General features: G+C 67.8%; 27 protein-coding genes and 1 other RNA gene. 12 read left to right on the top strand and 16 right to left on the bottom strand.

Features of this window, described 5'->3' with window-relative positions:
- Positions 1-91: 91 nt before the first annotated feature.
- From ACP7A5_RS03055 to ACP7A5_RS03070, 4 genes are all read left to right on the top strand, one after another.
- Positions 92-1,015 (top strand): J domain-containing protein, encoded by a 924-nt coding sequence (locus ACP7A5_RS03055; RefSeq protein ID WP_426040528.1) that lies wholly within the window; start codon positions 92-94, stop codon positions 1,013-1,015.
- Positions 1,015-2,172, top strand: a complete 1,158-nt coding sequence (locus ACP7A5_RS03060) for a phosphoserine transaminase (protein ID WP_426040529.1) — start codon at positions 1,015-1,017, stop codon at positions 2,170-2,172. The genes ACP7A5_RS03055 and ACP7A5_RS03060 overlap by 1 nt, the downstream gene beginning before the upstream one ends.
- An 80-nt stretch (positions 2,173-2,252) precedes the next feature.
- Positions 2,253-3,548, top strand: a complete 1,296-nt coding sequence (locus ACP7A5_RS03065) for an adenylosuccinate synthase (protein ID WP_426040530.1) — start codon at positions 2,253-2,255, stop codon at positions 3,546-3,548.
- 94 nt (positions 3,549-3,642) lie between these two features.
- The gene (locus ACP7A5_RS03070; RefSeq protein WP_426040531.1) at positions 3,643-4,452 is read left to right on the top strand and encodes a response regulator; all 810 of its coding nucleotides are present in this window, start codon (positions 3,643-3,645) and stop codon (positions 4,450-4,452) included.
- A gap of 74 nt (positions 4,453-4,526) precedes the next feature.
- Here ACP7A5_RS03070 and rpoH read toward each other — a convergent pair whose 3' ends face one another.
- The 12 genes from rpoH to ACP7A5_RS03130 all read right to left on the bottom strand — a co-directional run bounded on the left by rpoH (position 4,527) and on the right by ACP7A5_RS03130 (position 15,353).
- Positions 4,527-5,414, bottom strand: a complete 888-nt coding sequence (rpoH, locus tag ACP7A5_RS03075) for an RNA polymerase sigma factor RpoH (RefSeq protein ID WP_303695256.1) — start codon at positions 5,412-5,414, stop codon at positions 4,527-4,529.
- A gap of 223 nt (positions 5,415-5,637) precedes the next feature.
- Positions 5,638-5,943, bottom strand: coding sequence for a GNAT family N-acetyltransferase (locus ACP7A5_RS03080; RefSeq protein ID WP_426040532.1), 306 nt, complete (start codon positions 5,941-5,943; stop codon positions 5,638-5,640).
- A 9-nt stretch (positions 5,944-5,952) separates the two neighbouring features.
- Positions 5,953-6,936, bottom strand: a complete 984-nt coding sequence (locus ACP7A5_RS03085; RefSeq protein WP_426040533.1) for an RluA family pseudouridine synthase — start codon at positions 6,934-6,936, stop codon at positions 5,953-5,955.
- Positions 6,937-7,042: 106 nt separating this feature from the next.
- A complete protein-coding gene (locus ACP7A5_RS03090; RefSeq protein ID WP_426040534.1) occupies positions 7,043-8,206 on the bottom strand; it encodes a cupin domain-containing protein in 1,164 nt (387 codons plus the stop codon).
- Between the two features lie 38 nt (positions 8,207-8,244).
- Positions 8,245-8,745: a hypothetical protein gene (locus ACP7A5_RS03095; RefSeq protein WP_426040535.1), complete on the bottom strand. Its 501-nt coding sequence runs from the start codon at positions 8,743-8,745 to the stop codon at positions 8,245-8,247.
- 266 nt (positions 8,746-9,011) lie between these two features.
- Complete coding sequence (gene fba / locus ACP7A5_RS03100) at positions 9,012-10,097, bottom strand: class II fructose-bisphosphate aldolase (RefSeq protein ID WP_426040536.1); 1,086 nt, start codon at positions 10,095-10,097, stop codon at positions 9,012-9,014.
- A gap of 84 nt (positions 10,098-10,181) precedes the next feature.
- Entirely contained in the window at positions 10,182-10,346 is a 165-nt protein-coding gene (locus tag ACP7A5_RS03105; RefSeq protein ID WP_426040537.1) for a hypothetical protein, read from the bottom strand.
- Position 10,347: 1 nt separating this feature from the next.
- Entirely contained in the window at positions 10,348-10,584 is a 237-nt protein-coding gene (locus ACP7A5_RS03110; protein WP_426040538.1) for a hypothetical protein, read from the bottom strand.
- On the bottom strand, positions 10,581-11,777 hold the full coding sequence (locus ACP7A5_RS03115; protein ID WP_426040539.1) for a phosphoglycerate kinase: 1,197 nt from the start codon (positions 11,775-11,777) through the stop codon (positions 10,581-10,583). The genes ACP7A5_RS03110 and ACP7A5_RS03115 overlap by 4 nt, the downstream gene beginning before the upstream one ends.
- A gap of 173 nt (positions 11,778-11,950) precedes the next feature.
- Positions 11,951-12,958 (bottom strand): type I glyceraldehyde-3-phosphate dehydrogenase, encoded by a 1,008-nt coding sequence (gene gap, locus ACP7A5_RS03120; RefSeq protein ID WP_303695268.1) that lies wholly within the window; start codon positions 12,956-12,958, stop codon positions 11,951-11,953.
- Positions 12,955-14,634, bottom strand: a complete 1,680-nt coding sequence (locus tag ACP7A5_RS03125; RefSeq protein WP_426040540.1) for an ATP-binding protein — start codon at positions 14,632-14,634, stop codon at positions 12,955-12,957. Before ACP7A5_RS03125 ends, gap begins: the two co-directional genes overlap by 4 nt.
- The gene (locus tag ACP7A5_RS03130; RefSeq protein WP_426040541.1) at positions 14,631-15,353 is read right to left on the bottom strand and encodes a response regulator; all 723 of its coding nucleotides are present in this window, start codon (positions 15,351-15,353) and stop codon (positions 14,631-14,633) included. The genes ACP7A5_RS03125 and ACP7A5_RS03130 overlap by 4 nt, the downstream gene beginning before the upstream one ends.
- Positions 15,354-15,482: 129 nt before the next feature.
- Here ACP7A5_RS03130 and ACP7A5_RS03135 point away from each other — a divergent pair, with 129 nt between their 5' ends.
- The 3 genes from ACP7A5_RS03135 (at position 15,483) to ACP7A5_RS03145 (ending at position 18,812) form a co-directional block, all read left to right on the top strand.
- Positions 15,483-16,178 (top strand): EF-hand domain-containing protein, encoded by a 696-nt coding sequence (locus ACP7A5_RS03135; RefSeq protein WP_426040542.1) that lies wholly within the window; start codon positions 15,483-15,485, stop codon positions 16,176-16,178.
- Between the two features lie 65 nt (positions 16,179-16,243).
- Positions 16,244-17,530 carry a S41 family peptidase gene (locus ACP7A5_RS03140; protein ID WP_426040543.1) on the top strand — a complete coding sequence of 429 codons (1,287 nt, stop codon included), beginning with the start codon at positions 16,244-16,246 and terminating at the stop codon, positions 17,528-17,530.
- A gap of 4 nt (positions 17,531-17,534) precedes the next feature.
- On the top strand, positions 17,535-18,812 hold the full coding sequence (locus tag ACP7A5_RS03145) for a S41 family peptidase (RefSeq protein WP_426040544.1): 1,278 nt from the start codon (positions 17,535-17,537) through the stop codon (positions 18,810-18,812).
- On the opposite strand, the gene purT is transcribed toward ACP7A5_RS03145, so the two are convergent.
- Genes purT through tkt form a run of 4 tightly spaced genes read right to left on the bottom strand, consistent with a single transcriptional unit; the run spans position 18,793 to position 23,181 of the window.
- Complete coding sequence (gene purT / locus ACP7A5_RS03150) at positions 18,793-19,986, bottom strand: formate-dependent phosphoribosylglycinamide formyltransferase (protein WP_426040545.1); 1,194 nt, start codon at positions 19,984-19,986, stop codon at positions 18,793-18,795. The genes ACP7A5_RS03145 and purT overlap by 20 nt on opposite strands.
- A gap of 10 nt (positions 19,987-19,996) precedes the next feature.
- Positions 19,997-20,833: a hypothetical protein gene (locus tag ACP7A5_RS03155; RefSeq protein ID WP_426040546.1), complete on the bottom strand. Its 837-nt coding sequence runs from the start codon at positions 20,831-20,833 to the stop codon at positions 19,997-19,999.
- 12 nt (positions 20,834-20,845) lie between these two features.
- A complete protein-coding gene (locus ACP7A5_RS03160; protein WP_426040547.1) occupies positions 20,846-21,232 on the bottom strand; it encodes a VOC family protein in 387 nt (128 codons plus the stop codon).
- Entirely contained in the window at positions 21,232-23,181 is a 1,950-nt protein-coding gene (gene tkt, locus ACP7A5_RS03165; RefSeq protein ID WP_426040603.1) for a transketolase, read from the bottom strand. The genes ACP7A5_RS03160 and tkt overlap by 1 nt, the downstream gene beginning before the upstream one ends.
- A 135-nt stretch (positions 23,182-23,316) precedes the next feature.
- Here tkt and ACP7A5_RS03170 point away from each other — a divergent pair, with 135 nt between their 5' ends.
- The 5 genes from ACP7A5_RS03170 (at position 23,317) to ACP7A5_RS03190 (ending at position 25,135) form a co-directional block, all read left to right on the top strand.
- Positions 23,317-23,577 (top strand): hypothetical protein, encoded by a 261-nt coding sequence (locus ACP7A5_RS03170; protein WP_426040548.1) that lies wholly within the window; start codon positions 23,317-23,319, stop codon positions 23,575-23,577.
- Positions 23,577-23,900: a cell division protein ZapA gene (locus tag ACP7A5_RS03175; protein WP_426040549.1), complete on the top strand. Its 324-nt coding sequence runs from the start codon at positions 23,577-23,579 to the stop codon at positions 23,898-23,900. The genes ACP7A5_RS03170 and ACP7A5_RS03175 overlap by 1 nt, the downstream gene beginning before the upstream one ends.
- Positions 23,901-24,099: 199 nt before the next feature.
- Positions 24,100-24,262, top strand: a non-coding RNA gene (gene ssrS / locus ACP7A5_RS03180) — 6S RNA.
- Positions 24,263-24,359: 97 nt separating this feature from the next.
- On the top strand, positions 24,360-24,581 hold the full coding sequence (locus ACP7A5_RS03185) for a hypothetical protein (RefSeq protein ID WP_426040550.1): 222 nt from the start codon (positions 24,360-24,362) through the stop codon (positions 24,579-24,581).
- Positions 24,578-25,135 carry a 5-formyltetrahydrofolate cyclo-ligase gene (locus ACP7A5_RS03190; protein ID WP_426040604.1) on the top strand — a complete coding sequence of 186 codons (558 nt, stop codon included), beginning with the start codon at positions 24,578-24,580 and terminating at the stop codon, positions 25,133-25,135. Before ACP7A5_RS03185 ends, ACP7A5_RS03190 begins: the two co-directional genes overlap by 4 nt.

Genomic DNA, 25,135 nt, shown 5'->3' on the forward strand with positions numbered 1-25,135 from the left:
CACCGCACACCGCATGCCTTAACTGACGAGACGAAGGTCGGTCGCGACGCGCGAGCCGGATTCGACGAAGCGTGACGGAGCGGCGAACGGCGTGGCGGGTGATCCCTACAAGGAACTGGGTGTGTCCAGGGGGGCGAGCGCCGCCGACATCAAAGCCGCGTTCCGCAAACTGGCCAAGGAACTGCACCCGGACAAGAACCGCGGTGACAAGGCGACCGAGGAACGGTTCAAGCGCGTCTCGGCCGCGTTCGACATCCTGAGCGATCCCGACACGAAATCGAAATACGACACCGGCCAGATCGACGCCGATGGCCAGCCCCAGTATCGCGGCTACGGCGGCGGACAGCCGGGTGGCGGCGCGGGTATGGGGACCGGCGGTTTCGGCGGCTTCGGCGCGGGCGGAGGGCCAGGCGGTCGCGCGGCGTTCGAGGATCTGGATCTCGACGACATCTTCGGCCGGTTCGGCGGAGGCGGTCGGGGGCGGGCCGCCGGTTTCGGTCGTGGGCAGGACGTTCGGGCGACGCTGGAGATCAGCCTGGAGGACTCCATCGGCGGAGCGACGCGGCGGATCCAATTCTCGGACGGCCGGACGCTTGACGTCACCATTCCCAAGGGGGCGACCAACGGGCAGACGATCCGGCTGCGCGGCCAGGGAACGCCCGGAAGGACCGAGCCAGGCGACGCCCTGATCGAGCTGCGGATCGCGCCGCATCCGGTATTCAAAGTCGAGGGCGCGGATCTGACCATGGATCTGGCGATCTCGGTCCCCGATGCGATCCTGGGCGGCAAGGTCGAGTGCCAGACGCCGGACGGGACCGTCTCGGTGACGGTGCCGAACGGGGCGAACTCCGGACAGACGCTTCGTCTCAAGGGCCGGGGCGCCTTCGCCGGCGGGGCGCGGGGCGACCTGAAGGCGCGACTGATCGTAACCCTGCCTGATGTGATCGATCCGATCCTGAACCGGGTGGCCGAAGATTGGCGCGCCAATCGCCCCTACAAGCCGGGCAAGAGCTGATGATGTCCAAGCCGAACATTAAACCCGCGCGACCCTGGTTCGCGGCGGGGCCGACCGCCAAACGCCCGGGATGGTCCTCGCATGCCTTGCCGCACGACCTGCTGGGGAGGGGCATCCGCTCGCCGGAGGTGGTTGAGCGGTTCGCCTATGGCCTGCGACTGACCAAAGAGGTTCTGGAAATCCCGCAGGACTGGGTGCTGGCCTATCTGCCGGGGTCGGATACCGGGGCGGTCGAAGCCGCCATGTGGAACATGCTGGGCCATCGGCCCGTGCAGGTGATGGCCTTCGAGAATTTCGGGAAGCAATGGGCTGTGGATGCCAAGGATCACCTGAAGCTCGACCAGCTTGAGATCCTCGAGGCGCCTTGGGGTCGGTTCCCGGATGTGTCGAAGGTCGATCCGAAGAAGGATCTGGTCTTCCCCTGGAACGGCACGACCTCGGGCGTGAAGACGCCGGGCGTGGACTGGATCTCCGACGACCGCATGGGCATCGTGATATGCGACGCGACATCGGCGGCCTTCGCCATGCCGATGGATTTCGAAAAGCTGGATGTCGTGACCTTCTCCTTCCAGAAGGCCCTGGGCGGCGAGGCGGGGATCGGGGTGGCTGCGCTGTCGCCCCGTGCCGTGGCCCGCCTGGACGCTTATGAGCCCCCGCGTGCAATCCCCAAGGTGCTGCGATTGCGCGACGGCAAAGGCTTCGACCGAAGCCTGGCCAGCGGTACGATGCTGAACACCTTCTCGGTGTGGACGCTGGAAGACTGGATCGACGCTCTGGAATGGGCGAAGGGCGCGGGCGGCTTGGGGGAACTGATCCGACGGACGGATGCGAACGCGGCAGCGCTGAACGGCTGGGTCGAACGTACCGACTGGATCGACTACCTGGCTGAGGATGCCGCGATCCGCTCGACGACCTCGGTGTGCCTGAAGATCGTCGATCCGCGCGTCAGGGCGCTGGACGACGCGGGACGGCAGGGTTTCGTCAAGCGGATGAAGACGCTGCTGGAGGCCGAACAGGCGGCGTTCGATGTCGAGAGCCACCGCAATGCGCCAGCCGGCCTACGCATCTGGTGCGGCTGCACGGTTGAGGCCGACGACATCGTCGCCGCCACCCCGTGGCTGGACTGGGCGTTCGAGACGGCTGTCCGCGAACTCTGAGCCGAATTCGTCCCGGTCGGGACGACATTCCCCGATTCCCCCGCTATAGGCTGCGCCCGCATCAGGCGGAGACGAAAACCTTGGCGAACGTAGCGGTGGTCGGAGCCCAGTGGGGCGACGAGGGCAAGGGCAAGATCGTCGACTGGCTGTCGAACAGGGCCGACATCATCGTGCGGTTCCAGGGCGGCCATAATGCCGGCCATACGCTGGTCGTGGACGGCAAGGTCTACAAGCTCGCCTTGCTCCCGAGCGGCGTGGTGCAGGGCAAGCCGTCGATCATCGGCAACGGCGTGGTCGTCGATCCCTGGCATCTGGTCGGTGAGATCGCGAAGATCGAGGCCCAGGGCGTCACAATAAATCCCGAAATCCTGACGATCGCTGACAATGCCTGTCTGATCCTGCCCATCCATCCGGCGCTGGACGTGGCGCGAGAGGCGGCGGCGAGCGCGCCCGGGGCAAAAATCGGCACCACGGGACGCGGCATCGGCCCCGCATACGAAGACAAGGTGGGGCGGCGCGCGATCCGGGTCTGCGACCTGGCCAACGAAGACGATCTGAAGGTCAAGATCGAGCGCCTGAGGTCGCACCACGATCCGCTGCGCGCCGGCCTGGGGCTGGAGCCGATCGATCCGCAGGCCCTGCTGGCTCAACTTCTGGAGATAGCGCCGAAGATCCTGCCCTATGTGAAGCCGGCCTGGCGGGTACTGGATCAGGCGCAGAAAGCCGGCAAGCGGATCCTGTTCGAAGGTGCTCAGGGCGCTTTCCTGGACGTCGATCACGGCACCTATCCCTATGTCACCTCGTCCAACACCGTCGCCGGACAGGCGGCGGCGGGCTCGGGTCTGGGGCCGCGCGGTGTCGGCTATGTGCTAGGGATCGTGAAGGCTTACACCACCCGCGTCGGCGAAGGGCCATTCGCCTGTGAACTGGACGACGAGGTCGGTCGGCATCTGGCGACCGTGGGGCGCGAGGTCGGGGTGAATACCGGCAGGGCGCGGCGATGCGGTTGGTTCGACGCCGTACTCGTGCGCCAGTCGGTGGCGATCAACGGCATCGACGGCATCGCCCTGACCAAGCTGGATGTGCTGGACGGGCTGAAGACGCTGAAGATCTGCACGGGCTATCGGATCGACGGCGAAGTGCTGGACTATCTGCCGTCCAGTCTGAAGGCCCAGGCGGCGGCCGAGCCAGTGTTCGAGGAACTCCCGGGTTGGAGCGAGAGCACCAGCGGGGTTCGCAGCTTCAAGGACATCAACGCAAACGCCATCAAATATGTGCGTCGGATCGAGGAGTTGATCGGGGCGCCGGTGGCTCTGTTGTCGACCAGCCCGGAGCGCGACGACACCATCCTGATGCGGGATCCGTTCCAGAGCTGAGGGCACGGGGAGGGGGTGAAGAAATCCGTTCTCATTCAACGTGGTCTTAACCGGCGGCAGTTAGCCACAATGCTGACCTCCCCGGAGTTGCCTAGTGTTCGCAGCCGACGCCAAGACCTTGAACCGCATTGAGCCGGTCGTTCGACGGGTGTTGATCGCCGACCCGAACCCGGCGTCGGCGCGGCTGCTGCTGGACATCATGAAGAGTGTGGGCGCGCGCGAGGTCGTGACGGAGTCCGACGAGCACCGCGTTCTGGACCATGCGCGCGAGATGGAGCCGGGCCTGATCTTCACCGAGCGCTCGGGCGCGAGGCTGGATGGCGAACGTCTTGCGAAAAGTATTCGCCGCTCCAATCTGGGCTGCCGTCGGGCGCCGATCATCATGATGACCGCTGATGCGACGGCGTCCTCGATCAAGGGCGCCCGCGATTCCGGCATCCACGAATTCCTCAGAAAGCCCTTCACCTCTGCTGATCTGTTCCGGCGGGTCGAGAACGTGGCGCTGAAGCCGCGCGACTGGATCGAGGCGGTCGGCTACGTCGGGCCGGACCGGCGCCGGTTCAATTCGGGGGAGTATGCGGGGCCTCAGAAGCGCAAGGCCGACAAGCCCGCGACGGCCGCTGGCGCCGCCTTGGCGGTCAAGGATCAGGCGCTGCGTATTCTGGCGGCGTCGCTGGCTCAGTTCGACAGCGATCCGATGCAGGCGGTGCGCGCCGTCAATCAGCAGGCGGAGACGCTCAAGGCGTTGGCGATGAAGACATCCGACACGCGGCTGGCGGTGGCCGCCGCCGGGCTTGAGGGCTGTCTCGCCGCGGGCGCTCCGACCAAGGCCGGTCTGGCCGGACCGATCGGCGCGATCCTCGCCCTGGCCGAGCCGGGCACGGAATTGACCCGAGCCGGCTAACCCTCACAATCGAATAGCAAAACAGGCGCGCGAGGTGCTCGCGCGCCTGTTTTCTTGTGTCCGCGTTTGGCGCGTTATGCGTCGACGAGGTTTCGTTCCTCGGCTGCCGCGCGCATGGCCTTCTGAAGTTTCTCGAAGGCGCGGACCTCGATCTGACGCACGCGCTCGCGCGACACGCCGTACTGGCCGGCCAGTTCTTCCAGGGTGACCGGATCGTCCTTGAGGCGACGCTCTGTCAGGATGTGCTTCTCGCGATCGGTCAGTTCGCCCATGGCTTCCTGAAGCAGGCCCATCCGCAACGACTTCTCCTCGGAGTCGGCCAGAGCCGTCTCCTGGGACACCGCGTTGTCGTCCGACAGCCAGTCCTGCCACTCGCTCTCGCCATCCACGCGCAGGGGCGCATTCAGCGAGGCGTCGCCGCCGAGACGGCGGTTCATGTTGGTGACCTCTTCCTCCGACACGCCCAGCTTGGTGGCGATGGCGGAGAGGTGTTCCGGATGCAGGTCGCCCTCCTCGAAGGCCGAGATCTGGCTCTTGGCCTTGCGCAGGTTGAAGAACAGCTTCTTCTGAGCCGCCGTGGTGCCCATCTTCACGAGCGACCAGCTGCGCAGGATGTATTCCTGGATCGAGGCGCGAATCCACCACATGGCGTAGGTGGCCAGGCGGAAGCCCTTGTCCGGGTCGAATTTCTTGACGGCCTGCATCAGGCCCACGTTGCCTTCCGAGATCACCTCGCCGATCGGCAGGCCGTAGCCGCGATAACCCATGGCGATCTTGGCCACGAGACGCAGGTGGGATGTGACGAGGCGGTGCGCGCTCTCGGAGTCCTGATGCTCGGTCCACCGCTTGGCGAGCATGAACTCCTCGTCCTTGGTAAGCATCGGAAACTTGCGGATTTCCGTCAGATATCGCGACAGTCCCTGTTCAGGCGACATCACCGCGAGTGATTTCAGTGCAGCCATTTGGTCCCTCCGAGCCTAGATAAGAGCAGGCTCAGCGCAGACGGCCACCGAATGTGCCCCGTCTCCTCACCCCTCAACATGACAAGTAGCTATGGGTTGCCTCCTTTGTCAGAGGCGGATCGTCACACCACAGCGTGACCGTGACCCTGGCGCCACTTCCGTCCATGACGAGGGGTATAGCGAGTAGTGCGTCTTCTATCAAGACTTACTTTCGCGACGGCGTTCAGATACCCAGAATGTCGCGATATCGTGGGTGAACGACCTGGGCGAGTTCCGGGTGTTTCTGAAAATAAGCCGAGAAAAACGGGCAGACCGGCAGGATCAGCAGACCGCGCTCCGTGGCGTCGGCGATGACGTCTTTGGCCAGGCGGCTGGCGATGCCCTGACCCTCCAGCGCCTGGGGCACCAGGGTTTCGGTGATCATCGGATTGGGTTCGGACAGGTTGTAGGTCACCACCGCCATCTGATTGCCGACCGGCAGCTCATAGCGGTGCCGTTCGACGTTGTCGCGGATTTGAGCGTCGGTCATGGCCGGCCTCTAGAGGGCGGCGAGCAGGGTCCCGAGCGCCTGCATATCAGGTGGGAGCGCCGTCTCGAATCGCAACGCCTCCCCTGTTACCGGGTGGACGAAGCCAAGGACGGCAGCGTGCAGGGCCTGGCGCGTCAGGCCGGCTTCGATGATGGCGGCCTTCACGGCGGCGGCGGGGCTGCCCGATCCGTAGACGGCGTCTCCCAGAATCGGCGAACCCTTCGAGGCCAGATGCACCCGGATCTGGTGGGTCCGGCCGGTATGCAGAGTGCAGGCGACGCGGGCCGCCAGCGGCGCGGCCCCGGCCTTGGCGGGCACGCCGTAGCGAGCCTGAACCACATAGTCGGTGACGGCATTGCGTCCGCCGACCTTCAGCACCGCCATCTTCTTGCGATCCGAGGACGAGCGCCCGATCTGGGTCTCGATCCGGCCGCGCTCGGGCAAAGGCGCGCCGCGCGTCAGGGCGATGTAGGTCCGTTCGATGTCGTGGGCGGCGAACAGTTTCGACAATCCCGCATGGGCGCGGTCGGACTTGGCGGCGACCATCACGCCGGAGGTGTCCTTGTCCAGCCGGTGAACGATGCCGGGGCGAGCGACGCCGCCGATGCCGGACAGGCTGTCGCCGCAGTGATGCAGCAGGGCGTTGACCAGAGTGCCGTCCGGCGTGCCGGGAGCCGGGTGGGCGGCCATGCCGGAAGGCTTGTCGATGACGATCAGGTCGGCGTCCTCATAGAGGACGGTCAGCGTGATTGCCTGCGGCTCCGGATTGGCGGAGACCACCGCAGGGAGGTCGACGCGATAGAGTCCCGGCCCGGCCCGGCCCGACCCGCTGGTGATGACCTGACCATCGACGGAAACGGCCCCCTGCAGCAGCAGGGCCTGAAGACGCGCCCGGGAGAGTTCAGGAAATGCGAGGGCAAGAGCCTTGTCGAGCCGCTCGCCGGTCGCCTCGATGCGAGCTTCGAGAATAAGAATGGGCCCACTTCCCCTCAAGCGCCGTGCCGATCTTCAGGCCGCCAGCGATGCGCCGGCCGCATGTCTGACGGGGCGAACGAGCCATGGGCTCACATCTCGCACGCACTACTGCCTTTGGGGGCGATCAGTCGATAGGTTCTATCAATCCGGTCGTGGCGAGGCGCCGGATCACATCGTCTGCCTCCTCCCATCCCAGGTCGTGCGGCGCGAACGGCTCGCCATCAAGCGCCCGCTCGAGGACAACCCGGGGCGCTCGAGCGAAGGTCATGTCTCCGCCCGGAACGACAAGGCGCAGTCCTGGATCCGCATCCTCGAGTTTCCAGAGCGCCGGGCGGGCACGATAGCGCGCGGCCAGCGGCCTTGAGGCTCCCTCGATCGCGCCGCGGACATCGGGCTCGCGCGATTGAATGAAAAGATCGGTGATGACATCCAGAGACGGGCCCATTTCGACGAGGCCGACAAGCCTGGTGACCAGCTCCGAGAAATGGTCCTGGGCCTGGCCGCGGTCGAAACCAGGATTGGCGAAGCCGGGCGGGAGGCTCCGTCGGAAGCTGGGGTCCTCGACGCAGACCTGAGACACCGCTTCCAGCATGAGGTCAGCCCACGTCTTCACCAGCAGACCACAGGTGATGTGGAGCGAGGCCCATTCGCCAGAGGTCGAGGCGTCATGCATCAGGCCACGAGGCACATAGGCGCAATCCCCCGCCTTCAGCGTGAAGCTTTGGCGGGGCTCGCCGACCGGATGTTTGCCGGGTTCGAAGGACTCTCCCCGATAGGGGGCGTCGACCGGTCTGTCATAGAGCCGCCAGGCCTTTTCACCCTCGATCTGGAGGATGAAGACATCATGGCTGTCGTAGTGGGTGTGGAATCCCTGCGATCCAGGCGGCGTCAGATAGATATTCGTCTGGACGTGGCAGGAGAAGATCCTTTCCACCGCCCGGCAGAACGCCGCCAGGGTGATGTCGGACTGGTGGAGCTGGTTCAGAATGACTGTCCCGCCGCGACGGTACAGCCGGGCAACCCCGACGCGATCAACCGCGCCATTGGCGGCCACAAAGTCTGCGGTCTGGATCGGCTGGTTCGCGTTGGCCATGGACAACATGCCTTCGCGAAGATCCAGTTCCGAGATCTTCCGATCGACGGCGGCGATGGATAGCAGCGGTCGGAAGCGTTCCGCATCGCCGTGATGCATGACAACCGGCTCTTGTTCGAAACGGGTATCGAGAAATCCCGCTGCGGCGTCACCCAGCAGCCACCCGAGTGGATCCTTCAGTTGGCTGTGGATCATATCAATTCTCGACCCCGATGGGCCGCCAGGAAGGCCTGTCAATTGGGACAGCGGCCATGGCTGACGCGATCAGCGCCCTCCCCGCTATCGCTGTCCGTGCAACCAGTCCCCCGGCCTTGGTTGGCAAGATCAGTACTGTCGCTATCTGAGCGGCCGGTCTGGTTGCGTCCCTGGTTGGCGAGATCGGTACTGTCGCGATCGGAGACGCCGGTCTGGTTGCGTCCCTGGTTGGCGAGATCGGTACTGTCACGGTCGGAGACACCGGTCTGGTTGCGTCCCTGGTTGGCGAGATCGGTACTGTCGCGGTCGGAGACGCCGGTCTGGTTGCGTCCCTGGTTGGCGAGATCGGTACTTACACGGTCGGAGACACCGGTCTGGTTGTGACCGTAGCCGGACGCGTCCGCGGGATCGGAATCCGATCGACCGGTATAGGTTTGCGCCCCAGCCTGACCCGTTACGAGAGACAGTGCGCTTCCCGAAATCGCCGCTCCGCCGACGATCCTTGCCATGAAGGACCGGCGATTGATGTTGCTGGCCACTCTGGTCTCCACTGTTGACGCGCCGGTCTGGTCGCCGCACGCGAGATGAGGTCTGCCGCAATCCGGGTGGGCCTGATCGGTCCATCCGGATCATCAATGTCTTTCATCCGGGAGTGAGCGTCCTTGATCCAGATCAATAGGATCGACGGGCGGACAACCGCATCGCCGACTCAGGGTGCCCGGCCGCTTCGGGGCGTTGCCGCCGCTTTTTAAAATCACCCCGAAGTCGGGCGCGATCCGATGCAGGCCGGCAGCCCGGTCGCGCTTTACGAGGCCGCCTTCAGCTCGCGGCCATAGACCGGGTCCAGGTCGCCCTTGGCGTATCGCTTGGCCATCTGGGCGGTGGACATCGGTCGGATCGACGACGCCTGCCCCTCGCAGCCGAACTGCTGGTAGCGTTCGATGCAGAGCTTGCGCATCGCCTCCTTGGCAGGCTTCAGCCAGGCGCGCGGATCGAACTCGCCCGGCTTTTCCATCAGGATCTTCCGCACCGCGCCGGTCATGGCCATGCGGTTGTCGGTGTCGATGTTGATCTTGCGCACGCCGTGCTTGATGCCGCGCTGGATTTCCTCGACCGGCACGCCCCAGGTCTGGGGCATGGCGCCGCCGTACTGGTTGATGATGTCCTGAAGGTCCTGCGGCACCGACGACGAGCCGTGCATGACCAGGTGGGTGTCGGGCAGCCGGCGGTGAATCTCCTCGATCACATGCATGGCCAGCACTTCGCCGTCGGGTTTGCGCGAGAATTTGTAGGCGCCGTGCGACGTGCCCATAGCGATGGCGAGGGCGTCGACCTTGGTGCGGCTGACGAAATCGACCGCCTGGTCCGGGTCGGTCAGCAGGGCGGAGTGATCCAGCTTGCCCTCGAAGCCGTGACCATCCTCGGCCTCGCCCATGCCGGTCTCCAGCGAGCCGAGCACGCCCAGTTCGCCCTCGACCGAGACGCCGCAGCTGTGGGCCATCTCGGTGACGCGACGGGTGACATCCACATTGTAGTCGTAGTCGGCGGGCGTCTTGCCGTCCTCCATCAGCGAGCCGTCCATCATCACCGAGGTGAAGCCGTACTGGATGGCCGTGGCGCAGGTCGCGGGGCCGTTGCCGTGGTCCTGGTGCATGCAGACCGGGATGTGCGGATAGAGCTCGGCAAGCGCGTCGATCAGCTTGGCCAGCACGATGTCGTTGGCGTAGGAGCGCGCGCCCCGCGAGGCCTGGATGATGACCGGGGCGTTGACGGCCTCGGCCGCCTCCATGATCGCCAGGCCCTGTTCCATATTGTTGATATTGTAGGCCGGCAGGCCGTAGTCATTCTCGGCCGCATGGTCGAGAAGCTGTCGCAGCGTGATGCGCGCCATGGCGATAAACTCCTGAGGTCTTGTTTTTCCCGGTTTAGCGGCCGGGCGGCCTCAAGTCACGCCGTGTAACAGGCGAGTGCAATGCTATTCAGCGGGGTGTGTCTGTGTCCGCTGCCATTCGGCTTCGGCGTGTCGTTCACGGGCGATGTCTTTCGCCCAGCCGTGCCTCATGACCAGCCAGATCGTGGTGATGATGCCGCCGCCGACGAGGCCAGCGATGGCGGGCAGCCATTGGGTATCGAGCGTCATCCTATTCCTCCAGGTCCCGGAGTATCCGCTGCGCCACCATGTGGAGCACGACCAGAATAACACAGACCGTCATTGCCGTCAGAAGGTTCTCTGGCCGCCAACCCTGATTAAAGAACGGCGTCAGCACGCCGACGCCGAAGGTCGCAAGACCGATCGTATTGAGCGTCGTGGCCAACAGCTTCCGCTGCTCGTTGCGAGCGGTCTTGCCGAAACGGCGCGGGTCGAAGCCCTCGTTCACGTCTTCAGCGCCTCGACGCCAGGCAGGGCCTTGCCCTCCATCCACTCCAGGAAGGCGCCGCCTGCGGTCGAGACGAAGGTCATGTCGTCCACGACGCCCGCGTGGTTCAGGGCCGAGACCGTGTCGCCGCCGCCGCCGACGGCGATGAGCACACCGGCCTTGGCCAGGGCCGCCGCGTGATGGGCGACCGAGACGGTCGCGGCGTCGAAGGGCGGGACTTCGAACACGCCCAGCGGTCCGTTCCAGATCAAAGTCTTCGACGCCGTGATCGCCTCGATCAGACGCGCGACCGTGGCCGGACCGGCGTCCAGGATCTTGTCGTCGGCGGACAGGGTTTCCCCGGCCGGGACGGCCCGGTTGGCGACGCCGGGCTTGACCTCGGTCGCCACGACGAAGTCCACAGGCAGCAGCAGTTCGCAACCCCGCGCGTTGGCTTCAGCGATGATCTCGAGCGCCGTATCGGCCATGTCGCGCTCGGCCAGGGAGCCGCCGATGTCGATCCCTTGCGCGAACAGGAAGGTGTTGGCCATGCCGCCGCCGATGGCGAGCCGGTCCAGCTTGCCGACCAGATTCTTCAGCAGGTCCAGCTTGGTCGAGACCTTGGCCCCGCCGACGATGCCGATGACGGGCTTCCTGGGGTTGCCCAGCGCGGCGTCGAGAGCGTCCAGCTCCCGTCGCATGGATTCGCCGGCATAGGCGGGCAGCAGGTGGGCGACACCCTCGGTCGAGGCGTGGGCGCGATGGGCGGCGGAGAAGGCGTCGTTGACGTACAGGTCCGCCAGTTCGGCCAGCTGGGCGGAGAAGGCAGGGTCGTTGGCCTCCTCGCCGGCGTGGAAGCGGACGTTTTCCAGCAGGATCACCCCGCCGGCGTCGATGTCGGCGATGGCGGCCCTGGCCTCGTCGCCGACACAGTCGCTGGCAAAGCGCACGGGGGCGCCCAGCAGATGCTCCAGATCATCGACCACGGGCTGCAGGCTCATCGACGGCACGACCTTGCCCTTCGGCCGGTCGAAATGGGCCAGCAGGGCCACCTTGGCGCCGGCGTCGCGCAGTTTGTTGATCGTCGGCAGGGCGACGCGCAGGCGGGTGTCATCCGTGACCTTGCCGTCCTCCATCGGGACGTTGAAGTCCACGCGGACCAGGGCGGTCTTGCCGACCAGGGAACCAGCGTCGTCGAGGGTGCGGAAGGTCATGGCGATGTTCCTGTCTCCTCCCCGTCGCGCAGCGATGGGGAGGTGGCGCGGCGCCCCTTGCGCCGTGACGGAGGGGTTCTTCACCCCGGTTCGGTGCGGCGGCCAAGAGCCCCTCCACCACTTCGCGGTCCTCCTTCCCATCGCCAAGTGGCGATGGGGAGGAGACGTGGGGTCTACATCAGTTTCGACATTACCAGCGCCGTGTCGGCCATCCGCGTCGCGAAGCCCCACTCGTTGTCGTACCAGGTCAGGACGCGGGCCAGTTTGCCGTCGACGACCTGGGTCTGGGGCAGGGCGGCGGTGGACGAGGCGGCGATGTGGTTCAGGTCGGTGGAGACCAACGGCTCGGTCGTCGTCGCCAGAACGCCCTTCATCGGGCCGTCGGCGGCGGCCTGCAGGGCGGCGTTGATCTCTTCGACCGTGACTTCGCGACCGGCGACGACCTTCAGGTCGACGACCGAGACGTTCGGGGTCGGGACGCGGATCGAGGAGCCGTCCAGCTTGCCTTTCAGTTCCGGCAGGACCAGGCCCAGGGCCTTGGCGGCGCCGGTCGAGGTCGGGATCATCGACAGGGCGGCGGCCCGGCCCCGGTACAGATCCTTGTGCATCGTATCCAGCGTCGGCTGGTCGCCGGTGTAGGAGTGGATGGTCGTCATATAGCCGCGCTCGATGCCGAACAGGTCGTTCAGCACCTTGGCGACAGGGGCCAGTGCGTTGGTCGTGCACGAGCCGTTCGAGACGATGATGTCGTCGGCGGTCAGGGTGTCGTGGTTGACCTTGTAGACGATGGTCTTGTCGGCGTTGTCGCCGGGCGCCGAGATCAGCACGCGTTTGGCGCCGGCCTTCAGGTGGGCTTCGGCCTTGTCGCGGGCCGTGAAGATGCCGGTGCACTCGAAGGCGATGTCGACGTTCAGCGCCTTGTGCGGCAGGTTGGCCGGGTCGCGCTCGGCCGTGACCTTGATCTTGCCCAGGCCCACATCGATCCAGTCGTCGCCGTGCTCGATCGTACCCGGGAAGCGGCCGTGGACTGAATCGTACTTCAGCAGGTGGGCGTTGGTGGACACTGGCCCCAGGTCGTTGATCGCCACCACCTCGATGTCGCGGCGGCCATGCTCGACGATCGAACGGAGGACGAGGCGGCCGATGCGGCCGAAGCCGTTGATGGCGACGCGAACGGTCATGGGGGCGAGCTCCTGAAGCGGCGTTTTATGGTTGGCGCTTCAATGGGACCGGCGGCGCTGAGGATCAACCCCGGGAGCGTCACAAGGGATGATCGGATGTAACGGTTCAGCTTGCGAGCGGCAGGGACAGCCGGGCCTCCAGCCCGCCTCCCGTGCGGTTGGCCAGCGTCACGTCGCCGCCCGCCGCACGCGCCGCCCGCCGCACGCGCCGCCTGACGCGCCACGGCGAGGCCCAGCCCCGCGCCGCCGGTCTGACGGTTGCGGGAGCGTTCGCCGCGCTGGAACGGCTCGAATACCGTGTCCAGCTCGGCCTCGGGCAGGCCGGGGCCGTCGTCGGCGACGGTCAGGACAACCCTGTCTCCCGACCGGACCGCCTCAACGCGAGCCGCGTCGCCGAACTTCAGCGCATTGTCGATCAGGTTGGCGACCGCCCGCCGCAAGGCCGCCGGGTCGCCCTCGACCGGCAGGGTCTGATCGCCCGAGAAGGTCACCGCCGCCCCGGTCTCGGCGAAACCCGTCGCGCAGTCGGACGCCAGGGTCGCGAGGTCGAGCCGTTCGCGGCGCTCGGCCTGGACCTTGCCGCGCACGAAGGCCATGGCCTGGCCGATCAGCCCGTCCATCTCCTCGACGTCGGCGGCCATCCTGTCGCGCAGGGCCTCTGGCGCCTGTTCCGCGCGGAACCGCAGCCGCGTCAGGGGGGTGCGCAGATCGTGGGCGATGGCGGCGATGGTCTGGGTCCGCTGGCGCATATGGCCCCGGATCGAGGCCTGCATGTCGTTGAAGGCCCCGATGGCCGTGCGCACCTCTGACGGGCCGGACGGGACCAGAGGGGGGGCGTCCGGATCGGCGCCGAGCCGTTCGGCCGCCTCGGCGAACTGGCGAATCGGGCGGGTCAACCGACGCGCCATGAGCCAGACCAGCGGCGCCAGCAACAGGGCGGTGATGACCAGGGCGATGAGCAGCCGCATCTGCCACGGGTCGATCAGGCCACGCGGCGGCTCGACCGTGGCCCAGCGCCCGTCGTCCATCCGCACCGAGGCCGAGAAGGGCGCGAAGGTCAGCCGGTCGGCGGTGACCGTGAACCGCGTCGGTCCTTCGCCAGCCGTAACCACGCGAACGTCGTTCGAGCCCGGGGGTGAGGGTAAGCCGCGCTGCGCCAGCACCTCGCCCACTTCGGCCATGATGGCGTCGTGGTCCGCCCGGTGATCCTCGCCCGGCGCGGCCCGGCGGGTAAGGACAATGCTCGAACGGCTCCCGGTGATGCGGGCGCCGGTGACCAGCGGCCCCTGATCCGGGGGGCGAGGTCCGCGCGGCAGGGCGGGGCGCCAGTGCGTGCGTTCCGGCGACAGCCACACCCGCACCTCGCCCGGCCCCCGGCCCAACCGCTGGGCCAGACCCATGCTGATCGCGCGTTCAACCGGTCCGCCGCCGAGGTCGTGTTGGGGCGGCTGGTCCGAGACCCGGCGGACGAGCGCGCGGCCGTCGGAGGTCTCGGCAGGCCGTCCGGCCAGGGCGTCGGCGGCGGCCGGAATGCCGAACCCGGCGGGCTGCGGCGGCGGCGCGGTCAGGACGACGGCGAAGACCACGGCCTGGGAGGCGACGACCGCGAAGACGGAGAGCAGGGCGACCTGCATCAGGACCGACATGGAGCCGAAGGGCGAAGACCGGGGTTTCATGCCCGCGCCCCGGCCCGGTCCGCCCGTCGGACACGCGCGTCGAAGCGATACCCCTCGCCCCGGATCGTGGCGATCAGTTCGCGGCCGGAGCCGTCGTCGAGCTTCTTCCTCAGGCGGCTGATCTGCACGTCCATCGCGCGGTCGAAGACGTCGGCGTCGGCGCCCCGCGCGGCCGCCAGCAACTGGTCGCGCGTCAGGACCCGGCCCGGCCGCTCGGCGAAGGCGCGCAGCAGGCCGAACTCTCCGGCCGACAGGGTCACGATCTCTCCGCCGGGCTGCGACAGTTCGCGCCGCACGAGGTCCAGCCGCCAGCCGTCGAACATCAGGGCCGCCCCTGCCGGAGCCTCGTCCTCGCGCGGGCGGCGCAGAACGGCGCGGATGCGGGCCAGCAGCTCGCGCGGATTGCACGGCTTGGCCAGATAGTCGTCGGCGCCGAGCTCCAGCCCCACGATCCGGTCGGTGTCCTCGCCCATGGCCGACAGCATGACGACGGGCGGCGTGCCCGACAGCCGGCGCACGACCGACAGCCCGTCTTCGCCCGGCATCATCAGGTCGAGCACGATCAGGTCGGTTGGACCTTCGGCGAGGGCGCGATCCATCTCGGCCGCCGAGGCCGCGCCGCGCGCCTGATAGCCGTGCTGACCCAGGTAGTCGCACAGGACTTCCCGAATGCCGGGATCGTCGTCGACGACGAGGATGCGTGGGGAGGGATCGCTCATGGCCGCCTACATGCCCTGACAGATAGACCGTACCATTTCACGGCTGAAACAATTGATCCGGAGCCTGAAATACCCCGGCAAGCCCGCCATGGTCCAACGGCGCATCAGAAACTTGAAGGGAAAGACTTCATGTCCGTCATCGCCATCGCCCTGCTGGCCGCTCTCAACGGCGCCGCACCCCAGGATCAGGCCGCGCCCCGGGTCGAGACCCGCTCCGAGATCCGCATCGTCAACGCGGGCGGCGAAGGCCCCGGTCGTCTCGACGCGGATGGCGACGGCGTGGTGACGCGCGAGGAGTTCTCGGCTCCGATGGGCGACGCCTTCGATCGCCTCGACGCGAACGACGACGGACGCCTGTCGACCGAAGAGCTGGCCGCCGGTCATGGCGAAGGCGGCCCCGGCCATCGCATGATGATGATGGGCGGTCCCGGCGGCCCCGGTGGTCCGGGCGTTCACATCATCACCCGCGAAGGCGGCCCGGGCGGTCACGGCGCTCCCGGCATGATGATGTTCGGCGGCCGCGAAGGCCCCGGCGGTCCGGGCGGCGATGTCCGCGTCTTCTCCTTCCACCACGGCGGCCCTGAGGGCGGTCCCGAGGGCGGTCCGCCCCACGCCGGCCCCGGCGGCTCGAGTTCGCATCAGGTCTTCGTCCATCGTTTCGGGGGGCCGGACGGCCCCGGCGAGATGGACAAGGACGGCGACGGCAAGGTCTCTCAGGAAGAGTTCCTGGCCCCGTTACGCGAAGCGTTCGGCCACATGGACGCCGACAACAATGGCTTCCTCGACGAAGGCGAAGGACATCCCGCACCGCCGCACGCCGACTGATCCGCTGTTGCGCCATCGGTTTCGTGACTTGAGGCGCGGCGGTTCGCCGGTCTAGGCTGGCGGGGATGGTTCTCCCCGCTCGCCGCGCCTTCCTTGCCCTGATCGCCGTCTCCGTCCTCCTCCCGGCGGCGGCGTTCGCGCCTTCGACCGTTTCCGCCGAGGCGGTCGAGACGATCGAGGCGCCCGCTATCCTGACCCGCGACCGCGCCCGCATGAACGGGCGGGTGTTCGACACGGTCTGGAATCTCGTTCGTCGCCAGTATTACGACCCGGACCTGCACGGGCTGGACTGGAACGCCGTCCGCGAGACCTGGCGACCCCAGGCCATCGCCGCCGACGACGACCGCGACCTGTACCGGGCGCTCAGCGGCATGCTGGACCTGCTGGACGACGATCACGCGGGCGCCATTTCTGCCGCCGTTGCCCGCCGTCAGGACCAGCAGCGGACCCGGCGCGCGGTGATGGGGGTCTCCCTGGCCCGTCAGGACGGCGACCAGTGGCGTATCGAAAATGTCCGCGTCGGATCTCCGGCGGCGGAAGCCGGCCTCCAGCCGGGCTGGGTGCTCCAGACCATCGACGGCCAATCCTGGGGTGTCGATTTCGACGTCGAGGAGGGCCGTGCGCTGCAGCTCGACCTGACCGACGAAGCCGGCGCCTTGCAGCGTGTCTCGGTCACCCCGCGCGTCATGGATCCGATCCCGGCCTTCAGCGTGGATGCGTCGCGACCCGGCGTGGTCGTGCTGCGGATCGAAGGGTTCGAGTCCGGCCTCGGCCGCTGGCTGGGGCAACGCCTTGCCGAGGTCTCGCCAGAAACCGACGTCGTGATCGACCTGCGCGGCAACCCCGGCGGTCTGTTGCTCGAGGCGGACGCGGCCCTGTCCTGCTTCCTCCCGGCGCGCCAGGAATGGGCGACGCGGGTGTCGCGCAGCGGCCGGCCGGTGACCCTGTCGATCATGCCGGGCTGCGGCAGCCTGACCCGCCCGGTGACCAACGATGTCGCTTTGCTCGTCGATGGATCGAGCCGCAGCGCCGCCGAACTGACCCCCGCCGCCTTGCAGGAATCCGGTCGGGCCCTGGTCATCGGCGAGCATACCGCCGGCGCCGTGCTGATCTCGCAGGACAGCCCCCTGCCGGACGGCGGTCGCCTGACCCTCAGCCGCGCCGACTACATCACGGCCGGCGGCGTGCGACTGGAGAAGCGCGGCGTGGAGCCCGACATCGTCGTGGTCCGCACGGCCGAGGAACGCCGCGCGGGTCTCGACCCGGCGCTCGATGCGGCCATCGCGGCCCTCGCCCGTCAGGACACGGCAAGGGTGACGGTCGTCCCGGCCATCAGCTCCGAAGGCCTCTGAGACCATGATCGCGAAGATGGCCCTGCGCTGGTTGCGTTCGAGCCTCGTCGCCGCCGCCCTGGCGCTGTCCGCCTGCCAGACCATCCCTTACGAGCGTCCGGGGGGCCTGCCTCCGGCGGTTCAGGTCGCCGACGGTTCGGCCGGACGCGCGGCCCTGAACGCGCGCGTCTACGACCAGGCAGTTCGCTATGTCGAACGGCTGTTCTACAGCCGCGACTTCCACGGAACGGACTTCGCCGCCGAGGCCGCGTCCCGTCGCGCCGAGGCCGTGGCGCAGACGACGGAGCTCGACTTTTACGCCCGGCCGGAGCAACTGGTCGAGGTGCTCGGCGACGATCACACCCAGACCCTCAGCCCCACCCGCCGCGAGCGTCTGGCCGCGAATGACGCGGGCGCCCAGCGGCTGGCCTACGGCGTTGTCATGCTGCCGCGCGGCGATGAACGCTGGGTGCTCCGCGTACGTCCCGACAGTCTGGCGGAGGAGGCCGGGGTGATGCCGGGCTGGAAGATCGAGAGCATCAACGGGGCCAGTCCGCACCTGGGTTCGGTCGCGCGCGAGGACCGGGCCGACCGGTTCGTCTTCCTCGACGAGGTCGGCGAGCGTCACCAGATCGAACTGACCGGTGTCCTGATGGACCCCCTGCCGCGCATGGAAGCCCGGCGACTCGAGGGGGACATCGCCTACATCCGCTTTGACGATTTCGACCGCGAGACCTTCGACTGGTACAAGGGCGAGTTCGACGCGCTGGCGCAAGCGCCGCCCGCCGGGCTGATCGTGGACCTGCGCTCCAATGGCGGCGGCAGCCTGAACCTGACCGGCCTGATGTTGTCCTACCTGTTTGATCGACGGATCGACTTTGCGGTCACACAGGGCCGTTTCATCAACCGCATCTACAATGTCGAGCCGCCGGAACGACCCTATCTCGGGCCGGTGGTGATCCTCGTCGGTTCCGCCTCAGCGAGCGGCGGCGAACTCTATCCGGCGGTGGCGCGTGAACTGGATCGGGCCGTGATCGTCGGAGAGCCGACGCGCGGCGCGGTCATCGCATCACGCCTGGTCGAGCTGCCGGACGGGGGCGGGATCCGGATCGGAATGACCGACATGACCACGCCCGCAGGAATCCGCCTGGAGAAGACGGGGGTCACGCCGGACATCGTGCTGGACACCGACTGGAGCGAAATCCGGGCGGGACGCGATCCCGGCCTGACGATCGCCGTGGCCCAGATCGAGCGACTACGGGCGGAAGCGGCGGAGCGGCCGGCTACCCCGCCACCGGCCTGACCTTGCTCGCGGACAGCGTCGCGCGCTCGCGCGCCTGATCCGTGGTCTCGCCCCGCGCCAGGGCCACGCCCATGCGTCGCCGCTCGAAGGCCTCGGGCTTGCCGAACAGGCGCAGGTCAGCGGTCGGGACCGACAGGGCCTCGGCCACGCCCTCGTAGGCGATCCCCACCCCGTCCATGCCGCCATAGATGACCGCGCTGGCGCCGATCTCGCGCTGGCTGACGTCCACCGGCAGACCGAGGATCGCCCTCGCATGCAGGGCGAACTCGCTCTGTGTCTGCGTGGCCAGCGTCACCAGTCCGGTGTCGTGCGGACGCGGCGAGACCTCCGAGAACCAGACGTCGTCACCCTTCACGAACAGCTCGACCCCGAAAACGCCCAGCCCGCCCAGAGCCTCCGTCACCTTGCCCGCGATGTCCTGCGCGGTCGCCAGAGAGGCCGCGCTCATGGCCTGGGGCTGCCAGCTCTCGACATAGTCGCCCCTGACCTGACGATGGCCGATGGGGGCGCAGAAGTCGGTGACGACCGCGCCGTCGCGCAGCGAGCGAACAGTGAGCAGGGTGATCTCGAAATCGAAGTCGATCCGTCCCTCGACGATGACCCGCGCCGTCTCGACCCGGCCGCCCGACTGCGCATAGGCCCAGGCGTTGGCGGCGTCCTCATAGGCGTCGATGAAGGACTGGCCCTTGCCCGACGACGACATCACCGGCTTGACGAAGACCGGCAGGCCGATGTCGTGCGCCGCCGCCGCCAGCTCCGCCGCCGACCCGGCGAAGGCATAGGGGCTGGTCGGCAGGCCCAGTTCCTCGGCGGCCAGTCGCCGGATGCCCTCGCGGTTCATGGTCAGCTGGGTGGCGCGCGCGGTCGGAATGACGCGCGCCATCCCCGCCGCCTCGATATCGGCCAGGACCTCGGTGGCGATGGCCTCGATCTCCGGCACGATGATGTGCGGCGCCTCGGCCAGGATGACGCCGTTCAGCACCTGCGGGTCCGTCATCGGGATCACGTGACTGCGATGCGCCACCTGCATGGCGGGCGCATTGGCGTAGCGATCGACGACGATCACCTCGCAGCCCAGCCGCTGCAGCTCGATCGCGACCTCCTTGCCCAGTTCGCCGCCGCCCAGCAGCATCACCCGGACGGCTGTGTCGGAAAGAGGGGTGCCGAGTTTCATCAGATGGTCCTTATTCAGCCGCTTCGGCATCTTCCCTGGGCGCCCAGTTTCCGGCGGTCTTGCCGACGGCGAGAGCGTCGATCAGCGTCGCAGGCGCGCCTGCCTCCCGCATCTCGTCAGCGGTGAGATAGATGGTTCCGCCACAGGCCTGAACCACGTGCGCATAGTCGGCGTCGATGGCCACGCCGCCGTGCTCGGCATCGGCCCAGACGCGGAAGCCCTGACCCAGCTCATCGTCCGCCAGGGGTTTCCAGACGTCCTGGCACGCTTCCCGCCGTTCGGCGTCGGTCGTCTCCGCCAGCATCTTGCGCTCGTACAGCGTCTCCAGCCGGGGCGAGCGGACGCTGTAGACGTAGTCGGTCGGCATCCCTTCCTCGGCCTGGTCCTGAACCAGGCCCAGGCCCGGGAGCAGGGCGACCCAGTTCACGCGCTCGCCGGTCGACAGGTCCCAGGTGATCGGGGTCTGCGACGTCGACGGATAGGCGCCGCCGCAAAAGATTTCCAGATGCTCGCGCAGGGTCAGATAGGCCGGACCCGTCATCGGTCGCGTGATGGTTCGGGTCCAGCCGTCGCCCTCCTGGCTGTCGGCCATCCGCCCGCATTCGCCCGCATCCGCCACGGCTGCAGCGTCCAGACGGTCCAGTTCGGCATTGATGCGCACGATGGCCGGACTGTCGCCGGACAGCCGGGGCATGGCCTCGATATCGGCGGACAGCCTGGGCTTCTCGACCAGGATCGGGTCACCTGCCGCACCGGCGACGCCCTCCGCCCGGGAGGTCGTGCCCTGACCGCATGCGGCCAGTCCCAGCATCAGGGCGACCATCGCCGCACTCGTGATCGTCTTCATTTCAGCCGCCCCTCAGTTTGCCGGTTCGATCAGATCCCAGGCGTTGCCGTACAGATCCTCGAAGACCACCACCTTGCCATAGGATTCGGACCTTGGGGCCTCTCGGAACGTGACCCCGGCGGCCAGCCAGGCGGCGTGGTCGCGCATCAGGTCGTCGGTCTCCAGGAACAGCCAGACCCGGCCGCCCGCCTGATCGCCGATCCGGGCGATCTGCGCCTCGGTCGTCGCGCAGGCCAGCAGCAGGGAGGTCTGGCCGCCCTTCGGTGTGACCCGCACCCAGCGCTTGCCGTCGCCCATGTCGGTGTCCTCGCTGAGGTCGAACCCCAGCGTGCCGACATAGAAGGCGAGGGCCTCGTCATAGTCGCGGACCAGCAGGCTGACCGCGCCGATCCGGCTCACTACAGGCGAGCCTTGGCCGCCGCCACGATCGCATCCGCCGTGATGCCGAACTCGCGATACAGCACCTCCGCCGGGGCAGAGGCGCCGAAGCCGGTCATGCCGATAAAGGCGCCGTCCTCGCCGATGAACCGCTCCCAACCCTGTTTGATCGCCGCCTCGCAGGCGACGCGCACCGTGCCCCGGCCGATGACCGAGGCCTGGTAGGCGGCGTCCTGCTGCTCGAACAGTTCGAAGCAGGGGACCGAGACGACCCGCGTCGGCGTGCCCTCGGCCTCCAGCGTCTCGGCCGCCTTCAGCGCCAGCGGCATCTCGGTGCCCGTGGCGAACAGGGTAACCTGGGCCTCGCCGTTCGAGGCACGCAGTTCATAGGCGCCACGGGCCGACAGGTTCTCGTCCGACGCCGTCACACGCACCGCCGCCGTCTTCTGCCGCGACAGGGCCATCGCCGCGGGCGTCGCCTTGTGCTGCAGGGCCAACTGCCAGCATTCGAACGCCTCGACCGTATCGGCGGGGCGGAAGACCAGCAGGTTCGGGATCGCCCGCAGCGCCGCCAGGTGCTCGACCGGCTGGTGCGTCGGGCCGTCCTCGCCCAGGCCGATGGAATCGTGGGTCAGGACGTGGATCACGCGGATGCCCATCAGGGCCGCCATGCGGATCGCCGAACGGCTGTAGTCCGAGAACACCATGAAGGTGCCGCCGTAAGGTATGACCCCGCCGTGCAGCGCCATCCCGGTCATGGCCGCCGCCATGCCGAACTCGCGGATGCCCCAGTTGACGTAGCGCCCCTCATAGGTCGGCGCGTCCAGGATCGGCGTGCCCTTGACGAAGGTGTTGTTCGAGCCGGTCAGGTCGGCGGAGCCGCCGATCATTTCCGGCACGGCGCGGAACAGGGCGTCCAGCGCGGCGCCGGAAGCCTGACGCGTCGCCTGGGCCGGCTGGTCCACGATCAGTCGGGCGATGCCGGCGTTCAGGGCGTCGAACGCGCTCTCCGGCAGGTCGCCCTTCATGGCGCGGGTGAAGTCTGCGGCCTGCGACGAGGCGGCGAGGCGCGCCTCCCACGCCTTGCGGGCCTTGGATCCCTGTTTGCCGACCTTCTTCCAGGCCTTGTCGATGGTCTCGGGGATCACGAACGGCGCGTGGTTCCAGGCCAGGCCAAGACGCGTTGCCGCGATCTCGGCCGCGCCCAGGGCGGCACCGTGGGTCTTGTGGCTGCCTTCCATGGTGGCGGCGCCACGCCCGATTTTGGTCTTGCAGGCGATCAGGGTGGGCTTGTCCTGCTTCGTCGCCCACTGCAGCGCCGACTTGATCGCCCTCATGTCATGGCCGTCGACGGCCTTGACGGCCCAGCCGCAGGCCTTGAAGCGCGCCTTCTGATCGACCGCGTCCGACAGGCTGACCTTGCCGTCGATGGTGATCTCGTTGTCGTCCCAAATGACCGTCAGCTTGCTCAGCCTGTAGCGGCCGGCGAGCGCGATCGCTTCCTGCGACACGCCTTCCATCAGGCAGCCGTCACCGGCGATGACCCAGGTGCGGTGGTCGACCAGGTCGTCGCCGTACCTGGCGGCCAGATGCCGCTCGGCCATGGCGAAGCCGATCGAGTTGGCCAGACCCTGACCCAGCGGGCCGGTCGTTGTCTCGATGCCCGGCATGTGCCCGTACTCGGGGTGGCCGGCGGTCTTCGATCCCCACTGGCGGAAGTTCGACAGCTGTTCGGCCGTCGCGGCCTTGTAGCCGGTCAGGTGCAGCAGGGCGTAGATCAGCATCGAGCCGTGGCCCGCCGACAGGATGAAACGGTCGCGGTCGGCCCAGTCGGGACGGCTCGCATCGAACTTCAGGAATTTCGAGAACAGCACCGTCGCAACATCGGCCATGCCCATCGGCATGCCCGGGTGGCCGCTGTTGGCCTTCTCAACCCCGTCCATCGCCAGGACGCGTATGGCGTCCGCCATCATCTTCGGGGTCGCTTTTTCGGGTGCGTCTGAGGAGCGGGCCACGAATGGACCTTTCGTCTTGGTGCGGAAAAGGGAGGCGCGCCGCTTTACCCCGGCGTCACGGCGGGTTCTATACGAAATCTGGAGGAAACGATGGCCGACGCCTCGACAGCTGCGCGCGACAGGATCGACCGGGCCCTCGCCTTGCTGGAACGCAAGGTGATGGAGCTGAAGGCGCGTCCCGCCATCGCGCCGCGCGTGGCCGACGACGATCTGTTCGCCATCCCTTTGCCCGCCGGGCCGGACGAGCACCGCCGCATCGCCGAACTCGAGGCCGCCGGGCGTGACGCGTCAGCCGCCCTCGCCGCCGCCGCCATGGCCGTGCGCGACATCCTCGCCCGGGACGACGCCTGATGGCGACGGTCACGGTCGAGATCAACGGACGCCCCTATGCCGTGGGCTGCGCCGACGGACAGGAGGAGCGGGTCCGCATCCTCGCCAAGCAATTCGACGTACATGTGCGCCAGGTCGCGGGCGACGTGGGCCACGTCGGCGACATCCGCCTGTTCCTGATGGCCGCCCTGGTCCTGGCCGACGAACTGCATGAGGTGCGGATGGGCGGTGGGACGGGCCCGGTCGCCGCCGACGCTGCCTCGACCCCGCTTTCCGACACCGGCGTCGCCGAGGCCCTGAACGCCGTCGCCGCCCGTATCGAGAGGATCGCGCAGTCTCTCTGAGTCCACGCGTCTCTTCCCTGTCGCGCAGCGATGGGGAGGTGGCAGCGAGCGCTTGCGAGCTGACGGAGGGGGTCTTGGGTGCACGCAGAAAGAACCCCTCCGTCCCTCCGCCTTGCTCCGGGCCACCTCCCGATCCTGCGGACGGGGAGGAGACGCCATTGTCCATGTGACCAAGAGCGCCTATCTTCCCCAGCGGCGGGTCATGCTGTGGCTCTCGTCGAAGGCAACACATCCTCGCGGCCTTAATTCACTCGAAGGGATCTGCCCCTGTCTGACCTCGTGGGGTCGGATACGCGGAGCCCACCTGGCTACCCAGGCTCGAGAGGATTTAAACCGTCCTTCACGGCTCTTACGGCGCCGCCAACCTGTCTCTCTTTTGGGCGCTACCGCTCGCGACGCGGTCGCCCGCTGCTTGAGCGCCGACCGGCGCTGACCCAGGTCGCGCGCGGGGATGACGCCATGAAACGCGGCTGGTTCGGTCCAAAGCGCCTCGGCTGGGGCGCATCTCCTGCGAGTTGGAAAGGCTGGGCCGCGACGGGCGCCTTCAGCCTGGCCTTGCTCGGGACCGCCAATGTGTTCCGGGAACAGGACTGGGTCTGGGCCGCCATGCTCGGTGAGCTGGTCGCCTACGTTCTCGTTGTCCTCCTGACCTACGACAAGAACGCCCGGACGTCCGTCTGACCCACCCGGACAAGCCAGCCCTTCGCGCGGAAGCCCGCGCAGCACGACGCCGGTTGGCCTCGGTCGAGCCGCTCGCGGCCGAGCGCGTCGCGTCCCATGCCGCTCAACTTCCTTCCGCCGACCTCATCGCCTTCTATTGCGCCATCGGATCCGAACTGGACCCGGAGCCGCTGGCCCGCGCCCTGATCGCGGCTGGAGCCGCCGCCTGCCTCCCGGTGGCGATGGAGCGGGACGCCCCGATGATCTTCCGCCGCTGGACCCCCGGCGACCCGCTGGAGGTGGACGCCGCCGGATGCCCCGCGCCCCTGCCTCTGGCCGAGGTCGTCGATCCCGACCTGATCATCACCCCGCTGCTGGCCTTCGACGATTTCGGCGGGCGGCTGGGGCAGGGCGGCGGCTACTACGACCGGACCTTCGCCGCGCGGCCCCACGCGATTCGCATCGGCTTCGCATTCGCGGGCCAGAGGTCCGCGAGACTGCCCATGGAGTCGCACGACATCCCTCTGCATGGCGTTCTGACCGAGGTCGGCTATACCGCCGCCCGAAAGGTCTAA

Source organism: Brevundimonas sp. TWP2-3-4b1 (assembly GCF_049897665.1).
GTDB classification, from domain to species: domain Bacteria; phylum Pseudomonadota; class Alphaproteobacteria; order Caulobacterales; family Caulobacteraceae; genus Brevundimonas; species Brevundimonas subvibrioides_B.

Bases quoted from the DNA above. Each gene is read 5' to 3' on its own strand.
- ACP7A5_RS03060 (WP_426040529.1), top strand. From the start codon at position 1,015: ATGATGTCCAAGCCGAACATTAAACCCGCGCGACCCTGGTTCGCGGCG.
- rpoH (WP_303695256.1), bottom strand. From the start codon at position 5,414: ATGGCTGCACTGAAATCACTCGCGGTGATGTCGCCTGAACAGGGACTG.
- ACP7A5_RS03080 (WP_426040532.1), bottom strand. From the start codon at position 5,943: ATGACCGACGCTCAAATCCGCGACAACGTCGAACGGCACCGCTATGAG.
- ACP7A5_RS03090 (WP_426040534.1), bottom strand. From the start codon at position 8,206: ATGATCCACAGCCAACTGAAGGATCCACTCGGGTGGCTGCTGGGTGAC.
- fba (WP_426040536.1), bottom strand. From the start codon at position 10,097: ATGGCGCGCATCACGCTGCGACAGCTTCTCGACCATGCGGCCGAGAAT.
- ACP7A5_RS03105 (WP_426040537.1), bottom strand. From the start codon at position 10,346: ATGACGCTCGATACCCAATGGCTGCCCGCCATCGCTGGCCTCGTCGGC.
- ACP7A5_RS03115 (WP_426040539.1), bottom strand. From the start codon at position 11,777: ATGACCTTCCGCACCCTCGACGACGCTGGTTCCCTGGTCGGCAAGACC.
- gap (WP_303695268.1), bottom strand. From the start codon at position 12,958: ATGACCGTTCGCGTCGCCATCAACGGCTTCGGCCGCATCGGCCGCCTC.
- ACP7A5_RS03125 (WP_426040540.1), bottom strand. From the start codon at position 14,634: ATGAAACCCCGGTCTTCGCCCTTCGGCTCCATGTCGGTCCTGATGCAG.
- ACP7A5_RS03130 (WP_426040541.1), bottom strand. From the start codon at position 15,353: ATGAGCGATCCCTCCCCACGCATCCTCGTCGTCGACGACGATCCCGGC.
- ACP7A5_RS03135 (WP_426040542.1), top strand. From the start codon at position 15,483: ATGTCCGTCATCGCCATCGCCCTGCTGGCCGCTCTCAACGGCGCCGCA.
- ACP7A5_RS03140 (WP_426040543.1), top strand. From the start codon at position 16,244: ATGGTTCTCCCCGCTCGCCGCGCCTTCCTTGCCCTGATCGCCGTCTCC.
- ACP7A5_RS03145 (WP_426040544.1), top strand. From the start codon at position 17,535: ATGATCGCGAAGATGGCCCTGCGCTGGTTGCGTTCGAGCCTCGTCGCC.
- purT (WP_426040545.1), bottom strand. From the start codon at position 19,986: ATGAAACTCGGCACCCCTCTTTCCGACACAGCCGTCCGGGTGATGCTG.
- ACP7A5_RS03155 (WP_426040546.1), bottom strand. From the start codon at position 20,833: ATGAAGACGATCACGAGTGCGGCGATGGTCGCCCTGATGCTGGGACTG.
- tkt (WP_426040603.1), bottom strand. From the start codon at position 23,181: ATGGCGGACGCCATACGCGTCCTGGCGATGGACGGGGTTGAGAAGGCC.
- ACP7A5_RS03170 (WP_426040548.1), top strand. From the start codon at position 23,317: ATGGCCGACGCCTCGACAGCTGCGCGCGACAGGATCGACCGGGCCCTC.
- ACP7A5_RS03175 (WP_426040549.1), top strand. From the start codon at position 23,577: ATGGCGACGGTCACGGTCGAGATCAACGGACGCCCCTATGCCGTGGGC.
- ACP7A5_RS03185 (WP_426040550.1), top strand. From the start codon at position 24,360: ATGAAACGCGGCTGGTTCGGTCCAAAGCGCCTCGGCTGGGGCGCATCT.